The sequence below is a fragment of the Mesotoga sp. HF07.pep.5.2.highcov genome, assembly GCF_003666285.1.
Taxonomy (GTDB): Bacteria; Thermotogota; Thermotogae; order Petrotogales; family Kosmotogaceae; genus Mesotoga; species Mesotoga prima.
In genome coordinates, this window is the sequence record NZ_JFHJ01000273.1 from 28,191 (window position 1) to 50,611 (window position 22,421).

Here is a 22,421-nt window from a genome sequence, read left to right on the forward strand (position 1 = left end):
TCTATCTCAAGTTGCCTTTTTCAATTCTTTCAAGTATGGAGACTCTCTCCAGAACCTGACCAGCTCCTCTCGCCACACAAGTCAAGGGATCATCGGCTATGACAACCATGATTCCAGTTTCTCTTTGAATCAGTTCCTGCATTCCGTTTAAGAGGGAACCTCCGCCCGCAATAACAATACCGCTCTGCACGATATCGGAAATGAGTTCGGGAGGTGTGTTTTCCACAGTGAGTTTGACTGCCTCAACAATTCTAGAAACCGGTTCTGCAATCGCCTCTCGAATCTCTGAACCGGAGATGGAAATCTTACGCGGGAGACCTGAATTCAAGTCTAGACCAACAATTTCCGCATAGGAACCGTCGGCTTCTTCTGTTTCGACCACATTTCCAATTTCCATTTTGACACGTTCCGCTGTTTTCTCGCCAATCATCAGTCTGTACTTTTCTTTGATGTACTGAACGATATAATCGTCCATTTCGTCTCCGCCAACTCTTATAGATTGGCTCAAGACAATGCTGCCGAGGGAAATCACCGCAATTTCAGTTGTTCCTCCGCCGATATCAACTATCATATTCCCCGTAGGTTCTTCCACATTCAGGCCGGCGCCGATTGAACTAGCCATTGGTTCTTCAATTAGGAAGACCTTCTTTGCTCCAGCTTCTATTGCGGCATCCACAATTGCCTTTCTCTCCACTTCGGTCGCCCCGGAAGGAACGCCAATCACAATTCTTGGTTTAACAAAAGTTCGTCTGCCAATAGCTCTTCCCATAAAATACTTCAGCATCGCGAGGGCAATGTCGTAATCTGCAATTACACCATCTTTCAAGGGGCGAGTAGCAACTATACTGGCGGGCGTTTTACCCACCATTCTTTTTGCTTCCAGGCCAACTTGAAGGATCTTTCCTGAATTCACATCGATTGCAACAACCGAGGGTTCATTAGTTACTACTCCTTGGCCTTTTACATAGACCAGAGTGTTGGCAGTTCCCAAATCTATACCCATGTCTTGCCTTAAGAACATTCGAAGGCCTCCTGTCGGGAAAGTCTTTATTCTCAATTCTACCATCAGGATGAGGCCGAATGACGAAGCGTTTGAAATTCCACGTCATTGTTCAATAACCTTCTGGAGAAGGTATTATACAAGTTTGACTATGCCTTAATCAAAGTGATAGAATCCATGTGGCCTCGCCAACGACAAAGTAAGGGCCTATTTTTCACTATTCTAGAGCTAGATGAACTATTTTTTGATGAAGTTCGATGAGATGATTGTGATGAAAACACGGAGGTGAAGACATGGAAGATAGAGAGTTAAGAACGTTGAACCATCTCATGTACATGGAATACTACACAGGAGGAAATGCAGGACTCTTCATGAAGATGAAGCAGCTCGTGTATTCATTCCAGAGTCCTTTTCAGAGAATAGATATTTTCGAACACCCTGAGTTTGGAATGGTTCTTGTGCTAGATGGGATAACAATGTTTACTGAAGCCGATGAATTTATGTATCATGAAATGTTGGTCCATGTTCCACTTTTTACACATCCGAACCCAAAACGGGTTTTGATAATTGGTGGTGGCGACGGTGGTAGCTTGAGAGAGGTCCTAAAACACCCCTCTGTCGAGGAAGCGATTCTATGTGAAGTAGATCCATATGTAATCGATGCGGCGAAGCTCCATCTGAAGGAAATGTCGGTGGAACTAGACAATCCTAAGGCATCTATTTTTAATGAAAATGGAGCGGACTTTGTGAGGAAGAACAAGGACTATTTTGATGTAATAATTGTGGACTCTACTGACCCAACGGCAGGCGAAGGAGGGCATCTCTTTACCAAGGAGTTCTATTCAAATTGCTACAAAGCTCTAAGAAAGGACGGAATATTCTGTGCGGAAACTGAAGACCCTTTCTATGATAAGGGGTGGGTTGCGATTGCTTATAACAGGATTTCCTCCGTATTTCCCATTTCAAAGATGTACACTGGTTTCATGACGACTTATCCCTCTGGTATGTGGACTTATACAATTGGATCTAAAGAACTGGATCCACTCGAGGATTACGATGAAGAAAGGGTTCTTGATTTTGGAGCGCCCCTTAGATACTATAATACTGAAATACACAGGGCCTCGTTTGCTCTTCCTACGTTCCTTAAAGAGCTGACCGGTCAGTTTTGATACATGGCTGCGAAGTTTTACATTTGATGTATTGTGAATAGGATTTCTATAGTTGAGAGAATGACCTACAGCATTTTGCTGGAGTTGTTCTCCCTTCTTTTGTTGAATTTAACCCGGTTTACCCGTGCCGTGATAGAATCATCCTTGATCGGCAGGAGGGAGTATTAATGTATAAGAGAGATCGTATTAGGAACATATCTATAATTGCTCACATTGATCACGGGAAGACGACTCTCGTCGACAGATTCTTAGATATCACCGATACTGTGGACAGAAGAAACAAAAAGGATCAGTTCATGGATTCCATGGATATTGAGAGAGAAAGGGGAATTACCATAAAGTCTAAGCCCTTGAAGCTGAATTACCTTGCTGATGATGGGATTACATACGAGATCAACATTATTGATACACCTGGTCATGTTGACTTCAACTATGAGGTTTCCAGGAGCTTGGCTGCCTGTGAGGGAGCGATTTTGCTTGTTGACGCTTCTCAGGGTGTTGAAGCTCAAACGGTTGGCAACACATATCTAGCAATCGAGAATGATCTTGAGTTGATACCTGTACTGAACAAGATAGATATTCCAAATGCAAATATCGAGGAAACACTTGCGGAAATAGTCGATTTGATAGGCTATTCTCCTGAAGACTGCCTTCAGGCGAGTGCAAAGACTGGTCAGGGGGTTAAGGAGATTCTGGAAGCAGTTGTCAAGAGAGTCTCACCCCCGTCGGGAATGCTAGAAGCACCATTGAAGGCATTGATTTTCGATGCGATTTACGATAAGTATAGAGGCGTAGTTATTCACGTAAGAATCTTTGAAGGAAGTGTAAAAGCGGGAGACAGAATTCAGATGATGGCTTCCGGTGAAATCTTTGAAGTAGTCGAAGTGGGATACTTTCTTCCTCAGATGGAAATCACCGATTCTCTGGATGCAGGTGAGGTTGGTTATATCATTGCCGTAATAAAAGACGTATCGAGTGCCAAGATAGGAGATACCGTTACTTCTGCCAATAATCCTACTGATACTGCTCTTCCCGGTTACAAAGAGGCGAAACCTATGGTCTACGCTGGGATGTTTCCGGGAATGCCCGAGTACTACGACGAACTGAGAAAGGCGCTGGATAAGTTCAAACTGAACGATGCCTCGCTCGTTTTTGAACCGGAGAACTCTCCCGCTTTGGGCTTTGGCTTCAGGGTGGGGTTCCTCGGTCTACTTCATATGGATGTAGTTAGAGAGAGGCTCGAAAGAGAATTCGAAATAGCCTGTATTCTTACCGCCCCTAATGTTGTTTATCGGGTCACTTTACAGAACGGTGAAGTTGCAGAAATAACAAATCCCGCGAGCTTTCCAGAGCCCGGTGAGTTCCTGAGAGTTGAAGAACCGTTTGTCGACCTATCTATAATCACGCCTTCGGAATATATGGGCAACCTAATAGGGTTCATAACTTCCGAAAAGAGAGGCGACTTCAAAGCAGTGGAAAACGCTGGAAAGAATCGGGTTGTTCTGCGTTTTGAGGCTCCGTTGTCGGAGATAATGTTTGACTTCTTCGATAGGATGAAGGCAATTTCGAGAGGTTACGCATCAATGGATTATGAAATTCTCGGCTATCGTGAGTCGGATTTGGTGAAAGTGACAATCCTTGTCAATAAGGAGACTGTAGATTCGCTTTCATTCATAGTTCATGTAGACAAGGAATATCCTGTAGCAAAAAAGGTAGTGGACAAGTTGAGCGAACTAATACCGCAGCATCAATTTCAGATTCCGATACAGGCGAAATCAAGAGGTAGGATAATTGCTAGAAGCGATATAAAGGCATTACGAAAAGATGTTTTGGCCAAATGCTATGGAGGAGATGTTACAAGGAAGATGAAGCTCCTTGAGAAGCAGAAAGAAGGAAAGAAGAGAATGAGAGAAATCGGTCAGGTAACCATTCCACAGAATGCCTTCCTGGCGATTCTGAGAATCGGTGACGAAGAGTGACGAGGTGAGAACATTGATAAGACTTGGGGCACATATGTCCATTTCTAAAGGGTTCGATAAAGTTCCCGGGGACACTGTAGGAATCGGCGGAAACACTTTTCAGATCTTTCCTCACAGTCCAAGGATGTGGAAGGCCTCTCCTCCTAAGAGTGAAATGTCAGCAAGCTTCATATCTGAAATGAAAGACAAATCTCTAGATCCTTTCAATTGTATGGTTCATTCAGGTTATCTCGTGAACATTGCTTCTCCTAATGACGAGGTATGGGAGAAGTCTGTGAATCTTCTCTCTCTAGAGATGAAAATCACAGCTGCTTTGGGTTTGAAGTATTTGAATTTTCATCCCGGAAGTCACCTGGGCGAAGGTCTTAGTGAAGGACTAGAAAGGATTCTTAAAGGAATGGAAATCGTTCTAGGTGAGAATCAGGACAACGATGTGATGCTTCTTCTGGAAAACGTTTCTGCAAAAGGCAATCACATTGGCAGCAGTTTTGAGGAGCTTGCAGCGATAATTGACGGTTCTGTTCAGCCTGAAAGGATTGGGATAACATACGATACCTGTCACGGGTTTGACTCGGGTTTCGACATAAGGGACTTAGAGGGAACCTTGAAGCTTATTGACAAAATCGATTCGACGGTGGGCTACGAAAAGCTGAAGATGATGCATCTCAACGACAGTAAATATCCGCTCGGAGCTGGCAAGGACCGTCATGAAATGATTGGCAAGGGTTACATAGGTATGAATGGCGGATTCAAGGAGTTTCTTTCAAACGAAAAGATACAGGAAATCCCGTGGCTTCTGGAGACGCCTGGAGACGATGCAGATCATGCTTTAGAAATTAAGTATGTGAGGGAGCTAATTGGATGGCGGAGGAAAGCAATCGATGAAGAAGTATGTTGTGGTAACAGGAGGCGTAATCAGTGGAATTGGTAAGGGGATCCTTTCCGCCTCAATTGCTAGAGTTATGAAGGAGTGCGGAGTAGAGGTGAATACTCTGAAGATAGACCCGTATTTGAACCTCGATGCAGGTACAATGAACCCAAACCAGCATGGTGAGGTTTTCGTTACCGAAGACGGTTATGAAGCGGATCTTGATCTCGGCCACTATGAGAGATTTCTTGGCAAGAACATGAGAAGAGAGAACAACATGACGGCGGGGCAGGTCTTCAAGTCAATAATCGACAAAGAGAGGAAAGGTGACTTTTTAGGAGCCACCGTTCAGATGGTTCCGCATGTAACTGATGAGATCAAGTCTAGAATCAGAAAAGTGCCGGGTGATCTCATAATGATAGAAATTGGAGGTACTGTTGGCGACATTGAAGGAGAGATATTCCTCGAAGCGGTACGCGAACTGTGGGTCGAGGAGGGGCCGGAGAACTTCCTCTTCATACATGTAACCTATGTTCCCTATTTGCGTGTCACGAACGAGTTTAAGACGAAACCAACACAGCAGTCAGTTCAACTCCTAAGAAGAATTGGAATTCAGCCTCAAATGATTGTTGTTAGATCAGAGCTTCCAATTGAAGAAAACGAACTCGGAAAGATTGCCCTTTTTGGCGGAGTAGAAAGGCAGATGGTTTACAACCTACCCGATTCAGAAAACGTGTATGATGTTCCCAGAATTGTTTACTCCCATGGGATTCACAGAAAGATCGCATCCTGGCTAAACATTGAAATCGAAGAACGGTTCGAATGGAACTATCCCAAGTCGTTTGCTCCAACCAGGGTAGTAATAGTAGGCAAGTACCTTGGGACAGACGATGCTTACAAGAGCATTTCTGAAAGCATTACTCTCTGCGGAGCAAGCAAGCCGGAAGTCATTGATTCACAGTGCTTTGAGGATATGACGGAAGCACAGATAAAGGCCGAGCTTCGCAAATACGACGGAATAATCATACCCGGCGGTTTTGGCAAACGAGGTATTGAAGGAAAGATTGCCGTGATAAAGGCGGCCAGAGAAGAGGACATCCCGATTCTCGGTATTTGTTTGGGAATGCAGCTTATGGTTATCGAGTTCGCAAGGAATATTTGCAAGTTAGAGAATGCCAACTCGACGGAGTTCGATCCTTCTACTCCATATCCAGTCATCGATCTAATGGAAGAGCAGAAAGCAATATTGAAACTTGGCGGTACGATGAGACTTGGCGCTCAGGAGACTCCAATAGAAGAAGGTACAACTCTTTACGAGGCGTATAACGAGCGTCTAGTCTATGAAAGACACAGGCATAGATATGAGGTCAACCTCGAGCGTTTTCCCGATCTTTTCAGGACGCCAGAAGAAACGGATGAAAGTAAACTGAGAATATCCTCTAGAGCGACATTCGTTGAGGCGATAGAACTTCCTGAAAAGAGATTCTTCGTCGGTATTCAATATCATCCTGAATTCAGGTCGAAGGTGGGTAGGCCCAATCCGATATTTGAACTCTTCCTGACGAGAGTAAGAGAGAAGAGAAGGATTCAACAGTGACATTCGAAAACGGGAGAGTACTAGATCTTTCGGAACCGCAAATTATGGGAATACTCAACATTACCCCCGACTCCTTTTTTCCGGGAAGCAGATTCATTGACATACCGGTTGCTCTGGATAAAGCTCTCGAAATGCTTGAAAATGGTGCAGCAATAATAGACATAGGTGGAGAATCCTCAAGACCGGGAGCTGAAAAGGTAGAGTCAAAAGAGGAAATCGCAAGGGTTCTACCTTTAATAAGGCAGCTGCGAAGCAAAAGACCTGATGCAGTCATCTCAGTAGACACTTATAACAGTGAGACTGCGAGTGCTGCACTTTCTGAAGGGGCTGACATGATCAACGATATCACCGGGCTCAGGTCGATGAAGATGATAAAGGCAGTCTCTGAAAACCATGCAGCTGTTGTTATTATGCACATGAGAGGCGATCCTTCTACCATGAGTCGAATGACAGATTACCGAGACGTAGTTGGAGAAGTTTCATCCTGGCTACTTGAAAGGGCCAGGCGGGCAATTGATTTCGGAGTAGATCCTGACAGGATAATACTTGATCCCGGTATAGGTTTCGCCAAGTCCGCTGAACAAAGTATTGAGATTCTGAAAAATATAGAGAAGTTTAAGAAGATGGGTTTCCCTATTCTTGTAGGGCATTCCAGAAAAAGCTTCATATCGAAGATTACTGGAACACCGGTTGAAGAGAGATTGGAAGAGACTATTAGCATTTCAACATACTTATACCTTAAAAAGGTAAACATAATTCGCGTTCATGATGTACAGGAGCACGGTCGAATCTTTGGTATACTTAAGACATTGAACCCATGCGGAGAGTATTGGGGGGAGTGATTTGCCCTATAGTAGACGCTCAAAGAAATACTGGAAGGAAACCTGGAAGGCGTATCTTTTTCTGCTGCCTTCGATCATAATTCTGGGAGTGTTTGTCTTCTGGCCAATCGGTTTCTCGCTTGTTCTCAGTTTCTTTAAATGGGACTACACATCGACTACTCGTTATTTCATAGGTTTTGACAATTACAAGGAGCTCTTCAGGCTAACCTATCCCGTTTCCCTAAGTTTTGTGAACTCGCTAATGAACACTGTTGTTTATGTTGTTATCGTCCTTGTAGTAGTTCAACTCATCTACTATCTTCTTGGACTTATGAGTAAGTATGATAAGACAGACAAGAGTCATTCGTTTTTATATGTCATTTTCATTGTTTTGCTTTCCGGATATGTTCTTTTGCGTAATACCAGTATTGGTCTCACAACTATCGGGCTGTTTGCAGGATTGGGCTTGATGGGTTTTGGACTCTATGTACTTCTTCGCAGGAAGAGTAGCATTCAGAGCAGAAGGATGAAATCGAGCCAGTGGTCAACCCTTATCCTGTTTATTGTCGTCTATTACGTTTTTGCCTACCAAATCCTCACTCAGAGCGCTGACTTTGTTCAGTATTTCACTCTGGCAAAAGAAAGCTCGGACTTTCTTAAGTCTATCTACAATACGGTCTATTATGTTCTGCTGTCAGTTCCAACTCAGATAGGCCTGGCTCTGATTATTGCTATGCTTTTAAACAAGAACATAAAGCTGAGATCCCTTTTCAGGACTGCTTATTTCATCCCTTTTGTTACATCTGTTGTTGCCGTTTCACTTGTGTGGCAGTGGATGTTCAACGACCAGTTTGGATTGCTCAACTACATTCTTTCAATCTTCAACCTGCCGAGAATTGCCTGGCTAAAAGATGAAGTTTGGACAATTCCAACGATAGCTATAGTCTCTGTATGGCAGCATGTTGGATACACTACCGTGATCTTTCTTGCCGGTCTTCAGAATATCGATAGGTCCTATTACGAGGCCGCCGATGTTGATGGCGCAAGCGGGTGGCAGAAATTCAAGTTCATTACCTGGCCGCTCCTCTCGGGCACCACTTTCTTCATAATGATAATCACGATGATAGGTTCGTTCAAGGTATTCTCTCAGATCTTTATTCTTTACCAGGGGCTACCTGGGCCGGTCAATAAAAGCGGATTGACCCTTGTATACTACGTATTTGATGCATTCTACAATCAGCAGAGAATGGGAGTAGCGAGCGCGGCAGCATATGTGCTCTTTATGATTATTCTGGTCTTGACAATGGTGCAGCTAAATGTGGGTAAGAAGCGCGTTCACTACGAAGGTTGAGGTGTTCAGATGACTACATCGTCGACTAAGATTATCTCGAAAATTCTACTCTACGTAGTAATTGTCGGTGGAGCCTTTCTGATGCTGATTCCATTTGCCTGGATGGTTGCGACCTCCTTCAAGGCGCCCAGTGAAGTTTCGAGTTGGCCCCCTGTATGGACGACAAAGAACGCAGCAAGTTCCTTCACGTTCAAGACACAAATCAAGCAGAAGAGCGCAAGTGCTTCGGTAGATCTCTCGGCTTTGAGTCTCAGCGAATTCAGAAACTTCGCCGCCCTTATGGAGGAGTCTGCAAGTTTTGATACAGTGACCGTTAATCTTGACGATGACCCGATTAGAAGAGGCGAAATCGAGATCCAGCTCTTGGAGACAAACGGTTCTCCTGCCGACTATTCGACGGAGGTTGATCGGCAGAGATTCGAATCTCTAGTTGAACGGTATCATACACTTGCTACCAGTTTCCCGGACTCAGTTTCGAGAGATTTGAAAGATCTTCCTGTAGATGACGTTGGCCGTTTTTTGGACAGCTTCTTTAACGTGGCTGTGTATGGAGATAATGGTTTTGTTAGGCGAGTTGTTCTCGTAACGTCGCTCAAAACGGAGTATTCGAAAGCAATCGAAAGACTGGCGCAAAGCGTTGAAACTACAATGAAAGAGTTGCCAATAGATACTGATGAAAGCAAAGCGATCAAAAAGAGAATCCGGGAAGAGTCGGCCAGACTTTTCGAAAACCCGGTAGTTGAGCTTACGCGTTCAATAGAGAATCTCGAGCCTTATAGAACTGGGAGTACTGGGGTCACCGATTTGACCGAACTGGAGAAAGTGGTTGAAGATTTGAGAGACAGCATTAATACTATCAGGAATGTTGCTTCTGAAGTGGTCACGCTTTCTCAAGAAATCTCTGCTGGAGATTCCAGAGTCTCTCTTTCGGTGAGGCAGCTCGAAAGATCTCTTGAAGCCGCACCTTCTGGACTGATTCAGTGGATGGACTTGTTGAATCTGTATTCCGACTTGAGAATTTTCTACGACGAATCACAGAATGAGAGTCTTTCAAGCGCTTCAATAGTGGGAAAGATACGGACCGATTCTGAAGTGCACTCCTTGCTGTCCGACTTTGTGAATCGGTGGGATATTGATGAGGAAATGAGAACCCACTTGCTTACCAAGGTTAATCCGTCTAATGTACGGAACGCAGTTGCAATCCTCCTGAACTATCTTGATAGCAATTTTAAGGAGAGTCTTTCAAAATACTTCTCGGATGTGCAGACACCACTCGAAGCAATCAATGATGCCATGAATTTCCTGAGAACTTCGCTTCTGGTTGCTTCTGATCCAGTCCTCGATGAGAAAGTCAATAGCGCGATGGATGAAGAGACACCTTATTCGAGTCTCATCACACTGATTAAGGAAGTGGCCTCAGAGGCAGGTCAGACGATTGGAGTCGGGGGCGTTGTAGCGAGCCTGGATAGGCAGGCAAACATCAGTGGCCACGAACCGTTTGCAGAATTGATAAGACGAAGATGGAGAGAGACCGACTTAATAGGTACTTTCTCCAGAGTCCATTCCGATATATTCAGCGAACTTGATCTCTCAAGTAAACCCGATGAAGTTGAAAGAGTTTACTACAGGGGTATCATTTCCCCGTCCGGTGCGAAATCTTTCGACATAAAGCTGAAAGGAATTCCTGCGGTCTGGCTCAAAGACGACCAATGCGCCGGCAAGGCGAATTTTACTCTGGGAGAGACTATTAGCAACTTCTTTCAAAATTATGTCACAGCATGGAACGCTGCCCCTTTCGGCAGGTATTACTTCAACACTGTGTTCGTAGCTACCGTGACAACATTTGTTGAGATAATCTTTGCAGCTATGGCGGCCTTTGCATTTGCAAAGATGGAGTTCTTCGGGAAAAATCTCTTGTTCACTCTCTTCCTGGCGACAATGATGGTCCCCGGAGAAGTACTCCTTGTGCCCAACTACATCACGCTTACTGCCCTTGGTTGGATTGACTCGTATTACGCCCTAATTGTTCCGTGGGTAGTTTCCGTTTTTGCCATATTCTTGTTGAGACAACATTTCATGACTATCCCGAACGAACTATACGATGCGGCTATGATTGACGGCCTTTCTAAGTGGCGCTTTCTATGGACAATTCTAGTTCCGCTTTCTAAACCCGCTGTCATAACCGCTGCGCTTCTGAAATTCGTCGGTAGTTGGAATTCCTTCCTTTGGGTCCTTATAGTTACGAAGAGTCCCGAGATCAGGACTTTACCGGTTGGACTTCAGAATTTCAGTTCTGCAACGGGAAGTGATTACCATCTACTGATGGCGGCCGCTACATTTTCCATAATTCCGGTCGTAATTCTCTTTCTGATTACCCAGAAGTACTTCATTGCCGGAATTGCCAGGAGTGGTCTCAAATAAAAAGCAAGAAGAATAGGGCGAGATTTCCGCTTGGATTGTTCATCTTTCTGGCGCTGCTTTTTTCGCTCCTGTTAATCAACAACTATAACGCAATAGCACGTTACAAGCAGGCTCAGAGAAAACTCGAGAACCTCCAGAGGGAGTATGATGCTCTCGAGAAAGAAATCGAAATCAAGGAATCTGAACTGGAGCTCTTAAGGCAACTGGCTCCGGGAATGCCGCAAAATGACACTGGAGGAAATAGATGAGATTCGTAGTAACAACCTCTCATAAGCCTACTAGAGAAGAAGTCGTGAATGCCAGAACTCTGGCAGAGGAACTGGGAGTGAAGTATGTTTCGAGAGGCCGACTTAGGGAATTTGAGAAAGAGAGTCCCGTTGATTTCTATTACGTGTTTGATAAGAATGGTCAGCTTTCCATAAAGGCTGGACAATCTGTTTTCTTCTTTCACCCGGGAATGTCGAAGGTCAGATACAAGAACATCAAGCTTCAAAATTCTGACTACCTGATAAACAGCATGGAGCTTTCAGGGGAAGAAGTAGTCCTAGACACTACTTTTGGACTGGGAAACGAGGCGCTTCTCATTGCACACTTCTTGCCTCGGGGCAAAGTTGTTGGCCTTGAAGCGTCCGAACACATATTCAGAGTAGTCGCCCATGGCCTTCGAAACTACCCTTACACTGATGAATGGATAAGAGAGGCATCAACAAGAATCGAACTTCATAATATTAATCTGCGGGAGTTCGTAAAGTCTTGTGCAGACAACTCTTACGATATTGTTTACTGTGACCCTATGTTTGACAGACCCCAGTTGAGTTCCCATTCAATCAATCCGCTAAGACCCTTTGCCGTATATGAGAGAATAATAAGGCCTGATGTGGATGAAATGATACGGGTTGCTTCGAAGAGATTCATAATTAAGAGCAGAACGAGAGACACGCTTTTCGAGGAGCTTGGTCTTCACTTCGATAGACTCTGGGGAAGTAAGAAAAGTGGAGTATTATATGGGGTGATTGAAAAGAAATGATCCCTTTAGTATTAGGTCCAACTGCCGTAGGGAAGACTTCACTTCTGCTGGAAATCGCTGGAAGACTTCCAATAGAAGTGATTTCCGTGGATTCTCGTCAGATTTATCGCTTCATGGATATTGGTACTGCAAAACCAACACGTACAGAACTATCTCTGCTTAAGCATTGGCTGATAGACATTCGAAATCCCGATGAGAGTTTCGACGTGATGGAATTCAGGAAGCTCTCTCTCGAATTCATCGCGGAGATTAAATCAAGGGGTAAAATCCCTGTTTTGGCCGGTGGGACGGGCCTGTATGCTGACGCCCTGATCAGAGGATTGGCGGATGTTCCGGCGAGAGATGAAAATATTCGTGAAGCCCTGCTACAAATCGAATCACAAAAAAAGGGGTTCTTAAGAGAGCTGCTCCGGAAAGTCGATCCCAAAGCCTTTGAAACGATACACGAAAATGATTTGAAACGTACTGTCAGATATCTTGAGGTTTTTCTCAGAACAGGGAAACCGTTAACTGAATTCCATAAAGAGAGCGAGATGTCGGGAGAGTTTGGTATAGTGATTTTACAGAGAGAAAGGGACGAGCTGCACAGAAGAATCGAGGCACGTGTCCACAGGATGATTGACTCTGGTCTTGCAGAAGAGACGGAGAGGCTTCTCGAGATGGGTTATGCTCCGGAACTCAACGCACTGAAGACAATAGGTTACGCTGAGATGGTACAATATATAAAGTGTGGAGTATCCCTTACGGATACCAGTGAGCGGATTATCGTAAACTCTAGAAGATACGCTCGTCGTCAGATTATTTGGTTCAGAAGATACAGAGAAGCTTTGAGAATTGACCTGTCCACTCTCGGAAATGAGGCGGCTCAGGTTCTTGAAAATACGATTCTCTCAGTTTGGGGGGGTAAGAATGGCTGAAAAGTTCAATTTGCAGGATCGTTTCTTGAATCTTTTAAGGGTTAACCGGATCGAAGTCAAGATCTATCTCGAAGGTGGGTTCCAGACGAAGGGGATGGTCAAGTCTTTCGACAATTTCACTGTGCTGCTTGAAGATGGTCAGGAACAGACTCTTGTTTACAAGCATGCTATCAAGATGATGGTTCCTCAGAAGTATGTGAAGTTAACGAATACTTCGGGCAAGAAGGAGGACTGAAGAGAGTATAGACACTTTACTTGTCGCTGTTTTTTCGTCTGAAGAACAGGATATGAAAACAGAAATACTGGGCGAGCTTCAAGAGCTGGCCCGAACTGCCGGTTATTATGTAACGGAAAGCGTCGTTCAGAATCTTGATTATCCCGATCCAAGACACTACCTTGGAAAAGGAAAGGTTGGCTTTGCGAAGAGAATGATTGAAGCCTTTGGTGTATCTCTTGCGATAACGCGACATGAGTTATCGCCGTCTCAGGCGATGAATCTTGAAAGACTGCTGGGGATACATGTCATAGACAGAACGCAGCTGATTCTTGAAATCTTCGCTGAACATGCAACAACCAAAGAGGGAAAACTCGAAGTAGAGCTCGCCAGCCTTAAGTATCAACTTCCGAGACTGAAGGGATTTGGCAGGATGCTTTCACAAACCGGAGCAGGTATAGGTACAAGAGGGCCTGGGGAGAAGAAACTTGAGATAGATAGACGGCAGGCTCAGGACAGAATCTCTCGCCTCAGAAAAGAGATCGAAGAACTCGCGAAACGGAGAGAAATATCACGCAAGAAGAGACAGTCATCTTCGGTACCTCTTGTTTCTTTTGTTGGCTATACAAATGTTGGGAAATCATCGTTAGTCTCCGAGATTAGCAGCGAGGATCTAATCATAGAGGATAAGCTTTTCGCAACGCTCGATACCCGAGTCAGGAAAGCGAAGTTGCCGGCTGGAATGCACTTACTGGTTTCCGACACCGTTGGATTCATAAGAGAATTGCCACACGAGTTGATGGAGAGCTTCAAATCCACGTTGGACGAAGTGAAGTACTCCGATATCCTCGTGGTAGTTTCCGATGCATCTGACATGGCAATCAAAGACAAGTACTCCGTAGTAGACCGTACTCTACGTGAAATAGGTGCGGGAGAGATCAGAAGAATTCACGTTCTGAACAAGATTGATCTCTGTACGAATGAAAGACTGGCCGAACTGGAAGGATTCTTTCCAGATTCAGTAATGGTAAGTGCACTGAGAAGCTACAACATTGAGGGCATACTTAATGAAATCACAAGGAAACTCTTTGGTGAGAAGTCCAGAAGAACGTTGAGATTGACTCCTGCCGAGTTTTCGAATTTCATGAGATTTAGAAACTCCGTGGAAGTGCTTTCTGAGAGCTTTGACAGAGAGCTCATCGAGATCGAATATTTGTCCTCCGATGAGATAAATGAACGGCTCATTTCTTCTATATGTGAGGAGGGAAGAAAATGAAGAGGTTATTATCGGTCATACTGGTAATTCTGACTACTGGAATGTTGTTTTCGGCGACACTTCTTTTTCCTTTGAAGAGGGCACCGGAGATAACGGGCTATTTTGGCGAGTTTAGGGGGAATTCCAAAAATATCAACTATCCCGAGCATTTCCACATGGGAATGGATTACTCAACTGGAAGTATTGTGGGACTTGATCTTCGTTCTCCAGACGATTCGTATGTGCACCAGATCTATATAAACCATCCTATATATGGCATTGGGATAGCCCTTACGCTTCCTGAAGTCACGAATATTCTTACTAATGAGGAAGGTATCAATGTGATCTTTGCGCACGTTAATGAAGTCGGGGACACTTCTACGTTAACGGGAAGAAAACTAAATGATCTTTATCACCAGCTAATTTCTGAGTTTGGAGATCAGTATGTCGAAGTAACCTTTGACCCTAGAGAGCTTCTTTTCAGAAAGAGCGATGTTGTCGCAAAGTCAGGAAACAGCGGTAATGTTCCTCCTCATCTTCATCTGGAGGTTAGGGATTCAACAATGCAGACGATAATCAATCCGGGATTCTTTTTCGATACAGGTTCTCCAACTCCAGCAATTGAAATACTTGACATAAGAGCGGGCGGAAAAACGTACTCATTTTCGGAAGGTAAACCAACGATAGAAATGACTCCGAACACTCCACTGGATCTTCACGCAAAGGTGCAGCTGAGGCATCCGATAAGTCCCAAGACTATTGAGCTGTACGTAGAGAACAGTTTGATCTACCAGATAGATTTCGTATCATTTGAATTGGACGAAGTCGATAAGGTTCGCGAAATATATTCATCACCATCAACGGAATCGGATTATTGGTTCAACTTAAACTCGAGGATTTCGCTCAGTGTCCTGCCAATAAACATCTGGGATGACATCGACTGGACAAATCCTAGAGATGCGAGAGTGGTAGTTCGAGATCACTGGGGGAACGAGGCTTCGAAAGACTTCAGAATTGAAATGAGGAGGTAATTCAGATGTTTTTCAAGAAGAAGCCGCGCGATATTGGCAGGAATCCCTTTTACGACAACGGGAACACTGTGGTTGTGCACTTTCAGTGCAACAAGTGCGGAGAGAAATTCAGAAGCCATCTTAGAAAGTATTACGATGTCAGTGTAAACTATGGAAAGGGTAAGGGTGCTTACAGGCTCGACAAAGAGTTCATTGGCAGCAATTGTCAGAACAGGATTCAGATCACTGCTGAATTCAATAGAGCTTTCAAACCTTTGTCTTTCGAAATTGTTGGCGGTAGATTCATTTCCAAAGAAGAATATGAAGAATAGATTCATTTTGTAGGAGGCAGTTATGAAGACTTGGTTGTTCACCAGTGAAAGTGTTACGGAAGGCCATCCCGATAAGATGGCCGATCAGATTTCCGATGCAATTTTGGATGCAATGTTAACTCAGGATGAGAACTCGAGGGTCGCAGTTGAGACTCTTCTTGCTACAGGGGTTGCAGTAGTTGCTGGAGAGGTAAGTACAAAAGCCTATGTCGATATTCCGAGAGTTGTCAGAGACACAATTCTCGATATTGGATACAACAGGGCTAAGTTTGGTTTCGATGGGGAAACCTGTGCAGTTCTCACAAGTATAGACGAGCAGTCACCGGATATAGCTCTTGGAGTTGACAGGTCCTATGAGGCAAAGAAGAATGATGTAGATAGATACGCACTTATTGGAGCCGGTGATCAGGGTATGATGTTTGGTTACGCAACGAACGAGACGCCGGAAATGATGCCTTTGCCTATCGTTCTCGCCCATAGACTTGCCAGAAGACTCAGTCAGGTTAGAAGGGATGGAACCGTCCAAGGCTTCAGGCCTGATGGAAAGACCCAAGTTACCGTTAAGTATCAAGACGGAAAACCGGTTGGTGTGACTGCTATTGTAGTTTCAACACAACATGATCCCGATCTGACCAGTCACGAAATCGAAAGACTTGTCGTTGACAATGTGGTAGCTCCGGTAATCGAGCATGATCTATTGCTTGAGGGCGTCGAAATCTTCGTGAATCCAACCGGGCGTTTTGTCAAGGGTGGACCTTCGGCCGATACTGGTTTGACCGGGAGAAAGATTATTGTCGATACCTATGGAGCTGGATACCTCATGGCGGAGGCGCCTTTAGCGGTAAGGATCCGACGAAAGTCGATAGGTCGGCCCATTACATGGCCAGATACACCGCGAAGAACATCGTAGCCGCCGGATTGGCGGAACGAGTAACACTTCAGTTGGCTTATGCAATTGGAGTTGCAAAACCCGTGTCGTTCATGATAGATGCTCACAATACGGAGAAGGTGGATCTCGAGAAATTAAGAAAGGCCGTTCTAAAGGTTTTTGACTTCAGGCCCGCCGCCATTATAGACCGTTTGAATCTCAGAAGACCAATCTACAGACAGATAGCCGCATTTGGTCATTTCGGCAGGATTGACGTTGATCTTCCCTGGGAAGAAACCGATGCGGTAGACCAATTGAAGAAAGCACTGGATTGATGATACAATAAACAGGTAAATCTCGAAAGGAGGAGAAGTGATAAGTGCCTAACAATGCATCAGCAAAGAAGAGAGTAAGACAGACCGCCAAGAAAACAATGATGAACAAGGCTGTCAGAACGAAATTTAGGAATGCTTCAAAGAAGCTGTATAAAGCTATAGAAGAGGGTGAAGATCCAAAGCTCGTTTCGTCCATGCTCAGTGAAGTATATTCTACTCTCGATAAGGCGGCTAAGTCCGGGACGATACACAAGAATACGGCTTCCCGTAAAAAGGCTAGATTGACCTCAAAAGTGAAAACATACGTCGAGACGAGAGGATAATACAGTCAAAAAATGAAAAAAGGTGGCTTTAGCCACCTTTTTTTGCTGTCAACAGCAGCAATCAAAGATTCTCTGGAGCTGCGTCCTGATGTGTCCCTGCGAGGACGTTCTCTTCAGTCTCAGGATCGAACAAATGCATCATCGACATATCGAAAACAAGATCCATCTTGTCACCGGCAGCCGCTCTGCTCTTTGGATCTACTTTCGCCACAATGTCATCTCCGTGAATGTTAGCATGGATAAGCGTTTCGCTACCTAGAGGTTCAACAACGTCTACACTGCCCTTGACTGTATACTCATCCTTTGGCGCGACGGCGTACATCTTGTCGTATATATCCTCCGGTCTTATGCCGAATGTGATGTCCTTACCGACCAAACCTTTAACTTTGTCAACCTTGTCTTCAGGGACCAGAAGTTTCATGTCTTCTTTGACGACCCAAACACTACCGTTTTCGGATACAAGCTTTGCGCTTATGAAGTTCATTGCTGGAGTTCCTATAAACCCCGCGACAAACTTATTTCTTGGTTCAAAGTAGACCGAATAAGGATCACCTATCTGCTGAATAATGCCATCTTTCATTATGACAATCTTGTCTGCCATTGTCATTGCTTCAACCTGGTCGTGAGTGACGTAGATGATCGTTGCCTGTAGATTCTGGTGGAGCCTCTTCAGTTCCGCCCTCATCTGCACCCTCAGCTTCGCATCCAGGTTGGATAGAGGTTCGTCAAAGAGGAAGACTTTTGGCTTTCTAACTATCGCTCTTCCAACGGCAACCCTCTGTCTCTGACCACCGGAAAGCTGCTTTGGCTTTCGATCAAGTAGCTGCTCTATTCCAAGGATTCTGGCAGCTTCCCTGACTCTTTCCTCAATCTCGGGCTTGGGTGTCTTCCTAAGTTTCAATCCGAATGCCATATTCTCATAAACAGACATGTGTGGGTAAAGAGCATAATTCTGGAAAACCATAGCGATGTCTCTATCCTTAGGTTCGACATCGTTAACGACTTTACCACCGATTTTTATTGTTCCCTCGGTGATTTCTTCCAATCCGGCTATCATTCTCAATGTCGTTGTCTTTCCACAGCCGGAAGGGCCCAGTAAAACAAGGAACTCTTTGTCTTTTACTTCCAGATTTGCATCCAAAACAGCTTTGACTCCATTTGGATAAGTCTTACCTACCTTCTCGAGGATAACTTCTGCCATCTTACACCTCCGTCAATCATCATCGACTTGAACAATAAGATCCTTTATTTCAACATCCATCGCTTCATCGCCAGCGTCCATTAAATAGAGATCATAAACCCTCTCAAGAAACCTGTTGAAGAGCACGTACTTACGATAGTCCATCACTACAGCCTTGGGAAGACCGTTTTTTGTTATAATTATATCGGCCTTCTCACAATCGTCAACGACCTTTGAAAAGTGTGTTTTTGCTTCGGCCAGAGAAAAAAAAGAGAGCTCATGTAATCTTGACAAAGGAACCACCTCGGGACCATTATACAGCATGACCATAATTATAGTCAAGCTTTGGAGGTGCCAGAGATGGCGAAGAAGTTTTTCTTGAAACAACCAATGATGAGAAAGGTAATCTACGCTCTCCTTCCAATTCTGATCTTCGCTGTCGGTAATTTCGGCTGGGTAGTGTTTTCCAAGGTGTTTCTGTCCATTCTCATCTCGGTTTTTGTCGAATGGTTATTCGAAAAGAAAAAGGGAAAACCCGTCAGCGAGGCCTCAATAGTCACCGGCTTTCTGATTGGCCTGATTCTTCCACCGGCAGTGCCCTTCTGGATTGTAATTGTTGCCTCTTCATTTGCGATAATCTTTGCGAAAATGGCCTTCGGGGGTTTCGCGAAGAATCTCTACAATCCGGCCTTGGTAGGAAGGGCCTTTGTCTATATTAGCTTTCCCGCAGCCGTTCAACAGAGCTGGACGCCGGCGGTTCAAAGCTGGGGACAGGGATTCGTTCGCTGGATCAGCTCCGATATCATTACCATGCTACTCCAGCGAATGTCATCAGAAGTGGAGGAAGTGTAAGTGCGTGGAGAATGATATTTGGCAATATCTCCGGCTCATCAGGTGAAACAGCAAAGTGGTTGATAGCAGCTGCAGCTGTGTACCTTATTATCACCAAAGTTGCTTCGTGGAAGATAATTGTCTCGACGCTTGTGTCAGCATTTGTCATGTCAGGGATTGTCTATATATTCGACCCTTCTAAAATGAGCCCGTTTCACTGGATTATTGGAGGTAGTATATTGTTTGGGGCAGTATTCATGGCCACCGACCCTGTAAGCGCTCCGAAGAAAGAAAAGTCGAAATGGATATATGGAGCTATGATCGGTTCACTAGCGGTGATAATAGGGTCTTTCTCTCTTTTCGGTGCGGGTCTCATGTTTGCTGTTCTCATTGCAAACACATTTGCGTCTCTTCTAGATTACCTTAACACCCCGAAGAAGGTGAGGGCATGAGTGGCAGATTGTACTCAGTAGTATTTACCTTTGTTCTCACGACGATCTTCGTTTTATGTCTTGCTGGCATTAACGCTTTGGCTTCCGGCACGATCGAGAAGAATGAACAACTCGAGTTCCAAAGATCTCTCGTTTACGTGTTTAATCTCGCAGAAGACATCGACTCAGTCTCAGATGAGGAAATTCTAGGGCTTTATGGCAACAGGATTGAAGAGATCACCGGGGATCAGACAGTTTACATTGTCAACAAAGATGGCTCAAAGGAGTTAGCCTTTACAGTACAGAGTCCGGGTTTGTGGGGGACAATTACGGCACTTATTGCATTCAATGAGGAGGGAACGAGGATTACCGGAATAGATTTCGTCAGCCACTCGGAGACGCCCGGTCTTGGAGGTAGAATTGACGAAAGTCGGTTCAAGGAGCAGTTCAGAGGAGAGCAGATCTCTTCAGATCCCTCTGCAAGAGTGGCTGTGGTTACGGGACAGGATACTGTCTCTAAAGAAGATGCTCGAGTTGACGCAATTACGGGAGCCACCAGAACATCTGAATCAATACAGATCCTCTTGAACAAGGCGATTAATTCTGTATTACCCGTCGTTCGCGAGGTGGTGAAATAAAATGGCTGATTCCAAGAAGACGGTCTTTCTTGCAAACATCTGGAAGAATAATCCGGTAATAGTGCAGATTCTGGGGATCTGTTCTGCTCTAGCAGTCACAAACAACCTGACAAACACTCTGATTATGGGAGTAGGTCTAATCTTCGTTACCGCTTTCTCTTCACTGACCATCTCCGCTCTCAGAAAACTGATTCCAAGAAACGTGCGGATGATGATTCAGGTTCTTATTATTGCAACTTACGTGATAATTCTCGATATTGTCCTCAAAGCATATCTACCCTCTATCAGCAAGGCTCTTGGTCCTTATGTTGGGTTGATAATAACGAACTGTATCATTATGGGACGAGCAGAAGCCTTTGCCCAGTCTCACGGTCCGATTCTTTCCTTTCTCGACGGCGTCTCCGCGGGAATTGGCTACTCGCTGATTCTTCTTGCCGTAGCCTTTATAAGAGAGCTTTTGGGTTTTGGCACGATTTTTGGAGTGAGAGTTATGCCGGAAAGTTTCACTCCTTGGGTGATAATGATAATGGCTCCCAGCGCCTTCTTTATTTTAGGTGCGATAATCTGGATCGCGAGAACGCCGATCGTCAAGAAGAAGTAAGGAGGGGTTTAGATGGGAGTTCCACTTAATCCATTTGTAATAATGATAGCGGCGGCATTGACAAGTAATATGGTGCTGAGCAATTTTCTGGGGATGTGCTCTTTCATATCGGTTTCTAAAGACATAAAAACTGCCAATGGGCTTGGTATGGCAGTGACATTCGTTCTTACGCTTACTTCTGTTCTCAACTACATAGTCTACTATTACATATTAGTTCCTCTGAATCTCGATTATCTAAGGTACATAGTATTCATTGTTGTAATCGCTGCTTTTGTGCAGTTCCTGGAAATGATCATTGAAAGATTCTCTCCGGCTCTCTACATCAACTTGGGAATCTTCTTACCCCTCATCACAGTCAATTGCGCAATTCTCGGTGGAGTTCTCTTCATGATAATCAGAGAGTACAACCTCATCCAGTCTCTGTTCTTTGGGTTCGGTTCCGGTGCTGGCTGGTGGCTTGCGATAGTCGCACTGTCTGCAATGCGCATGAGAATGAGAGAGAATGATCTACCTCCTCAGTTGGTTGGCCCAGGCATTACAGTGATAATTATCGGAATAATGGCACTTGCTTCATGGGTTTTTCGGGCATGTTGCCCGTTCAATAAGGTGGTGTTTTGATTGCAAATAGTCATATCAGCTCTTGTGATCGGAGGAATTTCGGCGCTGCTCGCTGCAATTCTCACTGTTGCGGATGCCCTTGTGAACAACTATGGAGAAGTTAGTATAAGAGTAAATGATTCGAAAGACTTGAAAGTGAAAGGCGGAGCGACTCTTCTGTCTACGCTTGCAAGTGAGAAGATCTTCATTCCCTCTGCATGCGGGGGTAAAGGCAGCTGCGGACTTTGCAAGGTAAGGGTTTTGACAGACATCGGGCCCATTCTCCCGACAGAACTACCATATCTTTCCGAGAAAGAGAAGAAAAACAACATTAGGCTTTCGTGCCAGATTAAGGTTAAGAGTGATATATCAATCGAGATCCCGGAAGAATTGTTCAATATAAGGGAATACATCGCCAGTGTTTCATCGATAAAGGATGTGACACATGACATTAAGGAAGTCTTCTTTGATTTGGAAGATGAGATCGAATTCAAGGCAGGTCAGTATGTGCAGCTGATAGTTCCAGCTTATGGAGATATCAAGGGTGAAACAATGAGGGCATATTCGATGTCCTCGCAACCCTCGGTTAAGAGCGGTGTTGAATTGCTGATAAGACTTGTCCCGAACGGGATTGTCACAACTTACGTTCACAAAAT

The 22,421-nt window shown here is 44.6% G+C and carries 21 protein-coding genes and 3 pseudogenes; 21 read left to right on the forward strand and 3 right to left on the reverse strand.

Annotated elements, in window-relative coordinates; translation table 11 throughout:
- Position 1 precedes the first annotated feature (1 nt).
- Positions 2-1,021, reverse strand: coding sequence for a rod shape-determining protein (locus tag BG32_RS05765; protein WP_006492509.1), 1,020 nt, complete (start codon positions 1,019-1,021; stop codon positions 2-4).
- A gap of 272 nt (positions 1,022-1,293) precedes the next feature.
- On the opposite strand from BG32_RS05765, the gene speE reads away from it, so the two are divergent.
- The 16 genes and pseudogenes from speE to rpsT all read left to right on the forward strand — a co-directional run bounded on the left by speE (position 1,294) and on the right by rpsT (position 17,487).
- Complete coding sequence (speE, locus tag BG32_RS05770; RefSeq protein WP_006492510.1) at positions 1,294-2,169, forward strand: polyamine aminopropyltransferase; 876 nt, start codon at positions 1,294-1,296, stop codon at positions 2,167-2,169.
- Positions 2,170-2,336: 167 nt separating this feature from the next.
- Positions 2,337-4,148, forward strand: coding sequence for a translation elongation factor 4 (gene lepA, locus BG32_RS05775; RefSeq protein WP_099772093.1), 1,812 nt, complete (start codon positions 2,337-2,339; stop codon positions 4,146-4,148).
- A 13-nt stretch (positions 4,149-4,161) separates the two neighbouring features.
- Positions 4,162-5,079, forward strand: a complete 918-nt coding sequence (locus tag BG32_RS05780; RefSeq protein ID WP_183084297.1) for a deoxyribonuclease IV — start codon at positions 4,162-4,164, stop codon at positions 5,077-5,079.
- A complete protein-coding gene (locus BG32_RS05785) occupies positions 5,030-6,613 on the forward strand; it encodes a CTP synthase (protein WP_099772292.1) in 1,584 nt (527 codons plus the stop codon). Before BG32_RS05780 ends, BG32_RS05785 begins: the two co-directional genes overlap by 50 nt.
- A complete protein-coding gene (folP, locus tag BG32_RS05790) occupies positions 6,610-7,455 on the forward strand; it encodes a dihydropteroate synthase (protein WP_099772094.1) in 846 nt (281 codons plus the stop codon). Before BG32_RS05785 ends, folP begins: the two co-directional genes overlap by 4 nt.
- A gap of 1 nt (position 7,456) precedes the next feature.
- Complete coding sequence (locus BG32_RS05795) at positions 7,457-8,785, forward strand: carbohydrate ABC transporter permease (RefSeq protein ID WP_099772095.1); 1,329 nt, start codon at positions 7,457-7,459, stop codon at positions 8,783-8,785.
- A gap of 9 nt (positions 8,786-8,794) precedes the next feature.
- The gene (locus tag BG32_RS05800; RefSeq protein ID WP_099772096.1) at positions 8,795-11,206 is read left to right on the forward strand and encodes a carbohydrate ABC transporter permease; all 2,412 of its coding nucleotides are present in this window, start codon (positions 8,795-8,797) and stop codon (positions 11,204-11,206) included.
- A gap of 35 nt (positions 11,207-11,241) precedes the next feature.
- Entirely contained in the window at positions 11,242-11,454 is a 213-nt protein-coding gene (locus tag BG32_RS05805; protein ID WP_041928075.1) for a hypothetical protein, read from the forward strand.
- Positions 11,451-12,233, forward strand: coding sequence for a class I SAM-dependent methyltransferase (locus BG32_RS05810; RefSeq protein WP_099772097.1), 783 nt, complete (start codon positions 11,451-11,453; stop codon positions 12,231-12,233). Before BG32_RS05805 ends, BG32_RS05810 begins: the two co-directional genes overlap by 4 nt.
- Positions 12,230-13,150 (forward strand): tRNA (adenosine(37)-N6)-dimethylallyltransferase MiaA, encoded by a 921-nt coding sequence (gene miaA / locus BG32_RS05815; RefSeq protein WP_014730580.1) that lies wholly within the window; start codon positions 12,230-12,232, stop codon positions 13,148-13,150. Before BG32_RS05810 ends, miaA begins: the two co-directional genes overlap by 4 nt.
- Positions 13,143-13,385, forward strand: a complete 243-nt coding sequence (gene hfq, locus BG32_RS05820) for an RNA chaperone Hfq (RefSeq protein WP_006492522.1) — start codon at positions 13,143-13,145, stop codon at positions 13,383-13,385. Before miaA ends, hfq begins: the two co-directional genes overlap by 8 nt.
- Before the next feature lie 7 nt (positions 13,386-13,392).
- Positions 13,393-14,640, forward strand: a complete 1,248-nt coding sequence (hflX, locus tag BG32_RS05825; RefSeq protein WP_257212004.1) for a GTPase HflX — start codon at positions 13,393-13,395, stop codon at positions 14,638-14,640.
- Complete coding sequence (locus BG32_RS05830; RefSeq protein WP_014730582.1) at positions 14,637-15,650, forward strand: hypothetical protein; 1,014 nt, start codon at positions 14,637-14,639, stop codon at positions 15,648-15,650. The genes hflX and BG32_RS05830 overlap by 4 nt, the downstream gene beginning before the upstream one ends.
- Positions 15,651-15,655: 5 nt before the next feature.
- Entirely contained in the window at positions 15,656-15,961 is a 306-nt protein-coding gene (locus tag BG32_RS05835; RefSeq protein WP_006492526.1) for a hypothetical protein, read from the forward strand.
- A 22-nt stretch (positions 15,962-15,983) separates the two neighbouring features.
- Positions 15,984-17,164: pseudogene (metK, locus tag BG32_RS05840) on the forward strand (methionine adenosyltransferase).
- A gap of 44 nt (positions 17,165-17,208) precedes the next feature.
- The gene (gene rpsT, locus BG32_RS05845; protein ID WP_006492528.1) at positions 17,209-17,487 is read left to right on the forward strand and encodes a 30S ribosomal protein S20; all 279 of its coding nucleotides are present in this window, start codon (positions 17,209-17,211) and stop codon (positions 17,485-17,487) included.
- A gap of 61 nt (positions 17,488-17,548) precedes the next feature.
- Here rpsT and BG32_RS05850 read toward each other — a convergent pair whose 3' ends face one another.
- A complete protein-coding gene (locus BG32_RS05850; RefSeq protein WP_099772100.1) occupies positions 17,549-18,688 on the reverse strand; it encodes an ABC transporter ATP-binding protein in 1,140 nt (379 codons plus the stop codon).
- Between the two features lie 12 nt (positions 18,689-18,700).
- Entirely contained in the window at positions 18,701-18,961 is a 261-nt protein-coding gene (locus BG32_RS05855; protein WP_006492531.1) for a type II toxin-antitoxin system Phd/YefM family antitoxin, read from the reverse strand.
- 99 nt (positions 18,962-19,060) lie between these two features.
- Here BG32_RS05855 and BG32_RS17090 point away from each other — a divergent pair.
- The 5 genes and pseudogenes from BG32_RS17090 to BG32_RS05880 all read left to right on the forward strand — a co-directional run.
- Positions 19,061-19,950 (forward strand): annotated as a pseudogene (locus tag BG32_RS17090) (RnfABCDGE type electron transport complex subunit D).
- Complete coding sequence (locus BG32_RS05865; protein ID WP_014730586.1) at positions 19,947-20,567, forward strand: FMN-binding protein; 621 nt, start codon at positions 19,947-19,949, stop codon at positions 20,565-20,567. The pseudogene BG32_RS17090 and the gene BG32_RS05865 overlap by 4 nt, the downstream one beginning before the upstream one ends.
- 1 nt (position 20,568) lies before the next feature.
- On the forward strand, positions 20,569-21,168 hold the full coding sequence (locus BG32_RS05870; RefSeq protein WP_006492535.1) for an NADH:ubiquinone reductase (Na(+)-transporting) subunit D: 600 nt from the start codon (positions 20,569-20,571) through the stop codon (positions 21,166-21,168).
- Between the two features lie 12 nt (positions 21,169-21,180).
- Positions 21,181-21,773: pseudogene (locus BG32_RS05875) on the forward strand (NADH:ubiquinone reductase (Na(+)-transporting) subunit E).
- Between the two features lie 13 nt (positions 21,774-21,786).
- Positions 21,787-22,421, forward strand: a 635-nt coding sequence (locus BG32_RS05880) for an FAD-binding oxidoreductase (RefSeq protein ID WP_147434843.1), incomplete at its 3' end; no start/stop codon positions are given.

What these genes read in the sequence shown, in the direction of transcription:
- BG32_RS05765 (WP_006492509.1), bottom strand. Translation starts at nt 1,021, where the DNA reads ATGTTCTTAAGGCAAGACATGGGTATAGATTTGGGAACTGCCAACACT.
- speE (WP_006492510.1), top strand. Translation starts at nt 1,294, where the DNA reads ATGGAAGATAGAGAGTTAAGAACGTTGAACCATCTCATGTACATGGAA.
- lepA (WP_099772093.1), top strand. Translation starts at nt 2,337, where the DNA reads ATGTATAAGAGAGATCGTATTAGGAACATATCTATAATTGCTCACATT.
- BG32_RS05785 (WP_099772292.1), top strand. Translation starts at nt 5,030, where the DNA reads ATGAAGAAGTATGTTGTGGTAACAGGAGGCGTAATCAGTGGAATTGGT.
- BG32_RS05800 (WP_099772096.1), top strand. Translation starts at nt 8,795, where the DNA reads ATGACTACATCGTCGACTAAGATTATCTCGAAAATTCTACTCTACGTA.
- BG32_RS05810 (WP_099772097.1), top strand. Translation starts at nt 11,451, where the DNA reads ATGAGATTCGTAGTAACAACCTCTCATAAGCCTACTAGAGAAGAAGTC.
- miaA (WP_014730580.1), top strand. Translation starts at nt 12,230, where the DNA reads ATGATCCCTTTAGTATTAGGTCCAACTGCCGTAGGGAAGACTTCACTT.
- hfq (WP_006492522.1), top strand. Translation starts at nt 13,143, where the DNA reads ATGGCTGAAAAGTTCAATTTGCAGGATCGTTTCTTGAATCTTTTAAGG.
- BG32_RS05830 (WP_014730582.1), top strand. Translation starts at nt 14,637, where the DNA reads ATGAAGAGGTTATTATCGGTCATACTGGTAATTCTGACTACTGGAATG.
- BG32_RS05835 (WP_006492526.1), top strand. Translation starts at nt 15,656, where the DNA reads ATGTTTTTCAAGAAGAAGCCGCGCGATATTGGCAGGAATCCCTTTTAC.
- BG32_RS05850 (WP_099772100.1), bottom strand. Translation starts at nt 18,688, where the DNA reads ATGGCAGAAGTTATCCTCGAGAAGGTAGGTAAGACTTATCCAAATGGA.
- BG32_RS05865 (WP_014730586.1), top strand. Translation starts at nt 19,947, where the DNA reads ATGAGTGGCAGATTGTACTCAGTAGTATTTACCTTTGTTCTCACGACG.
- BG32_RS05870 (WP_006492535.1), top strand. Translation starts at nt 20,569, where the DNA reads ATGGCTGATTCCAAGAAGACGGTCTTTCTTGCAAACATCTGGAAGAAT.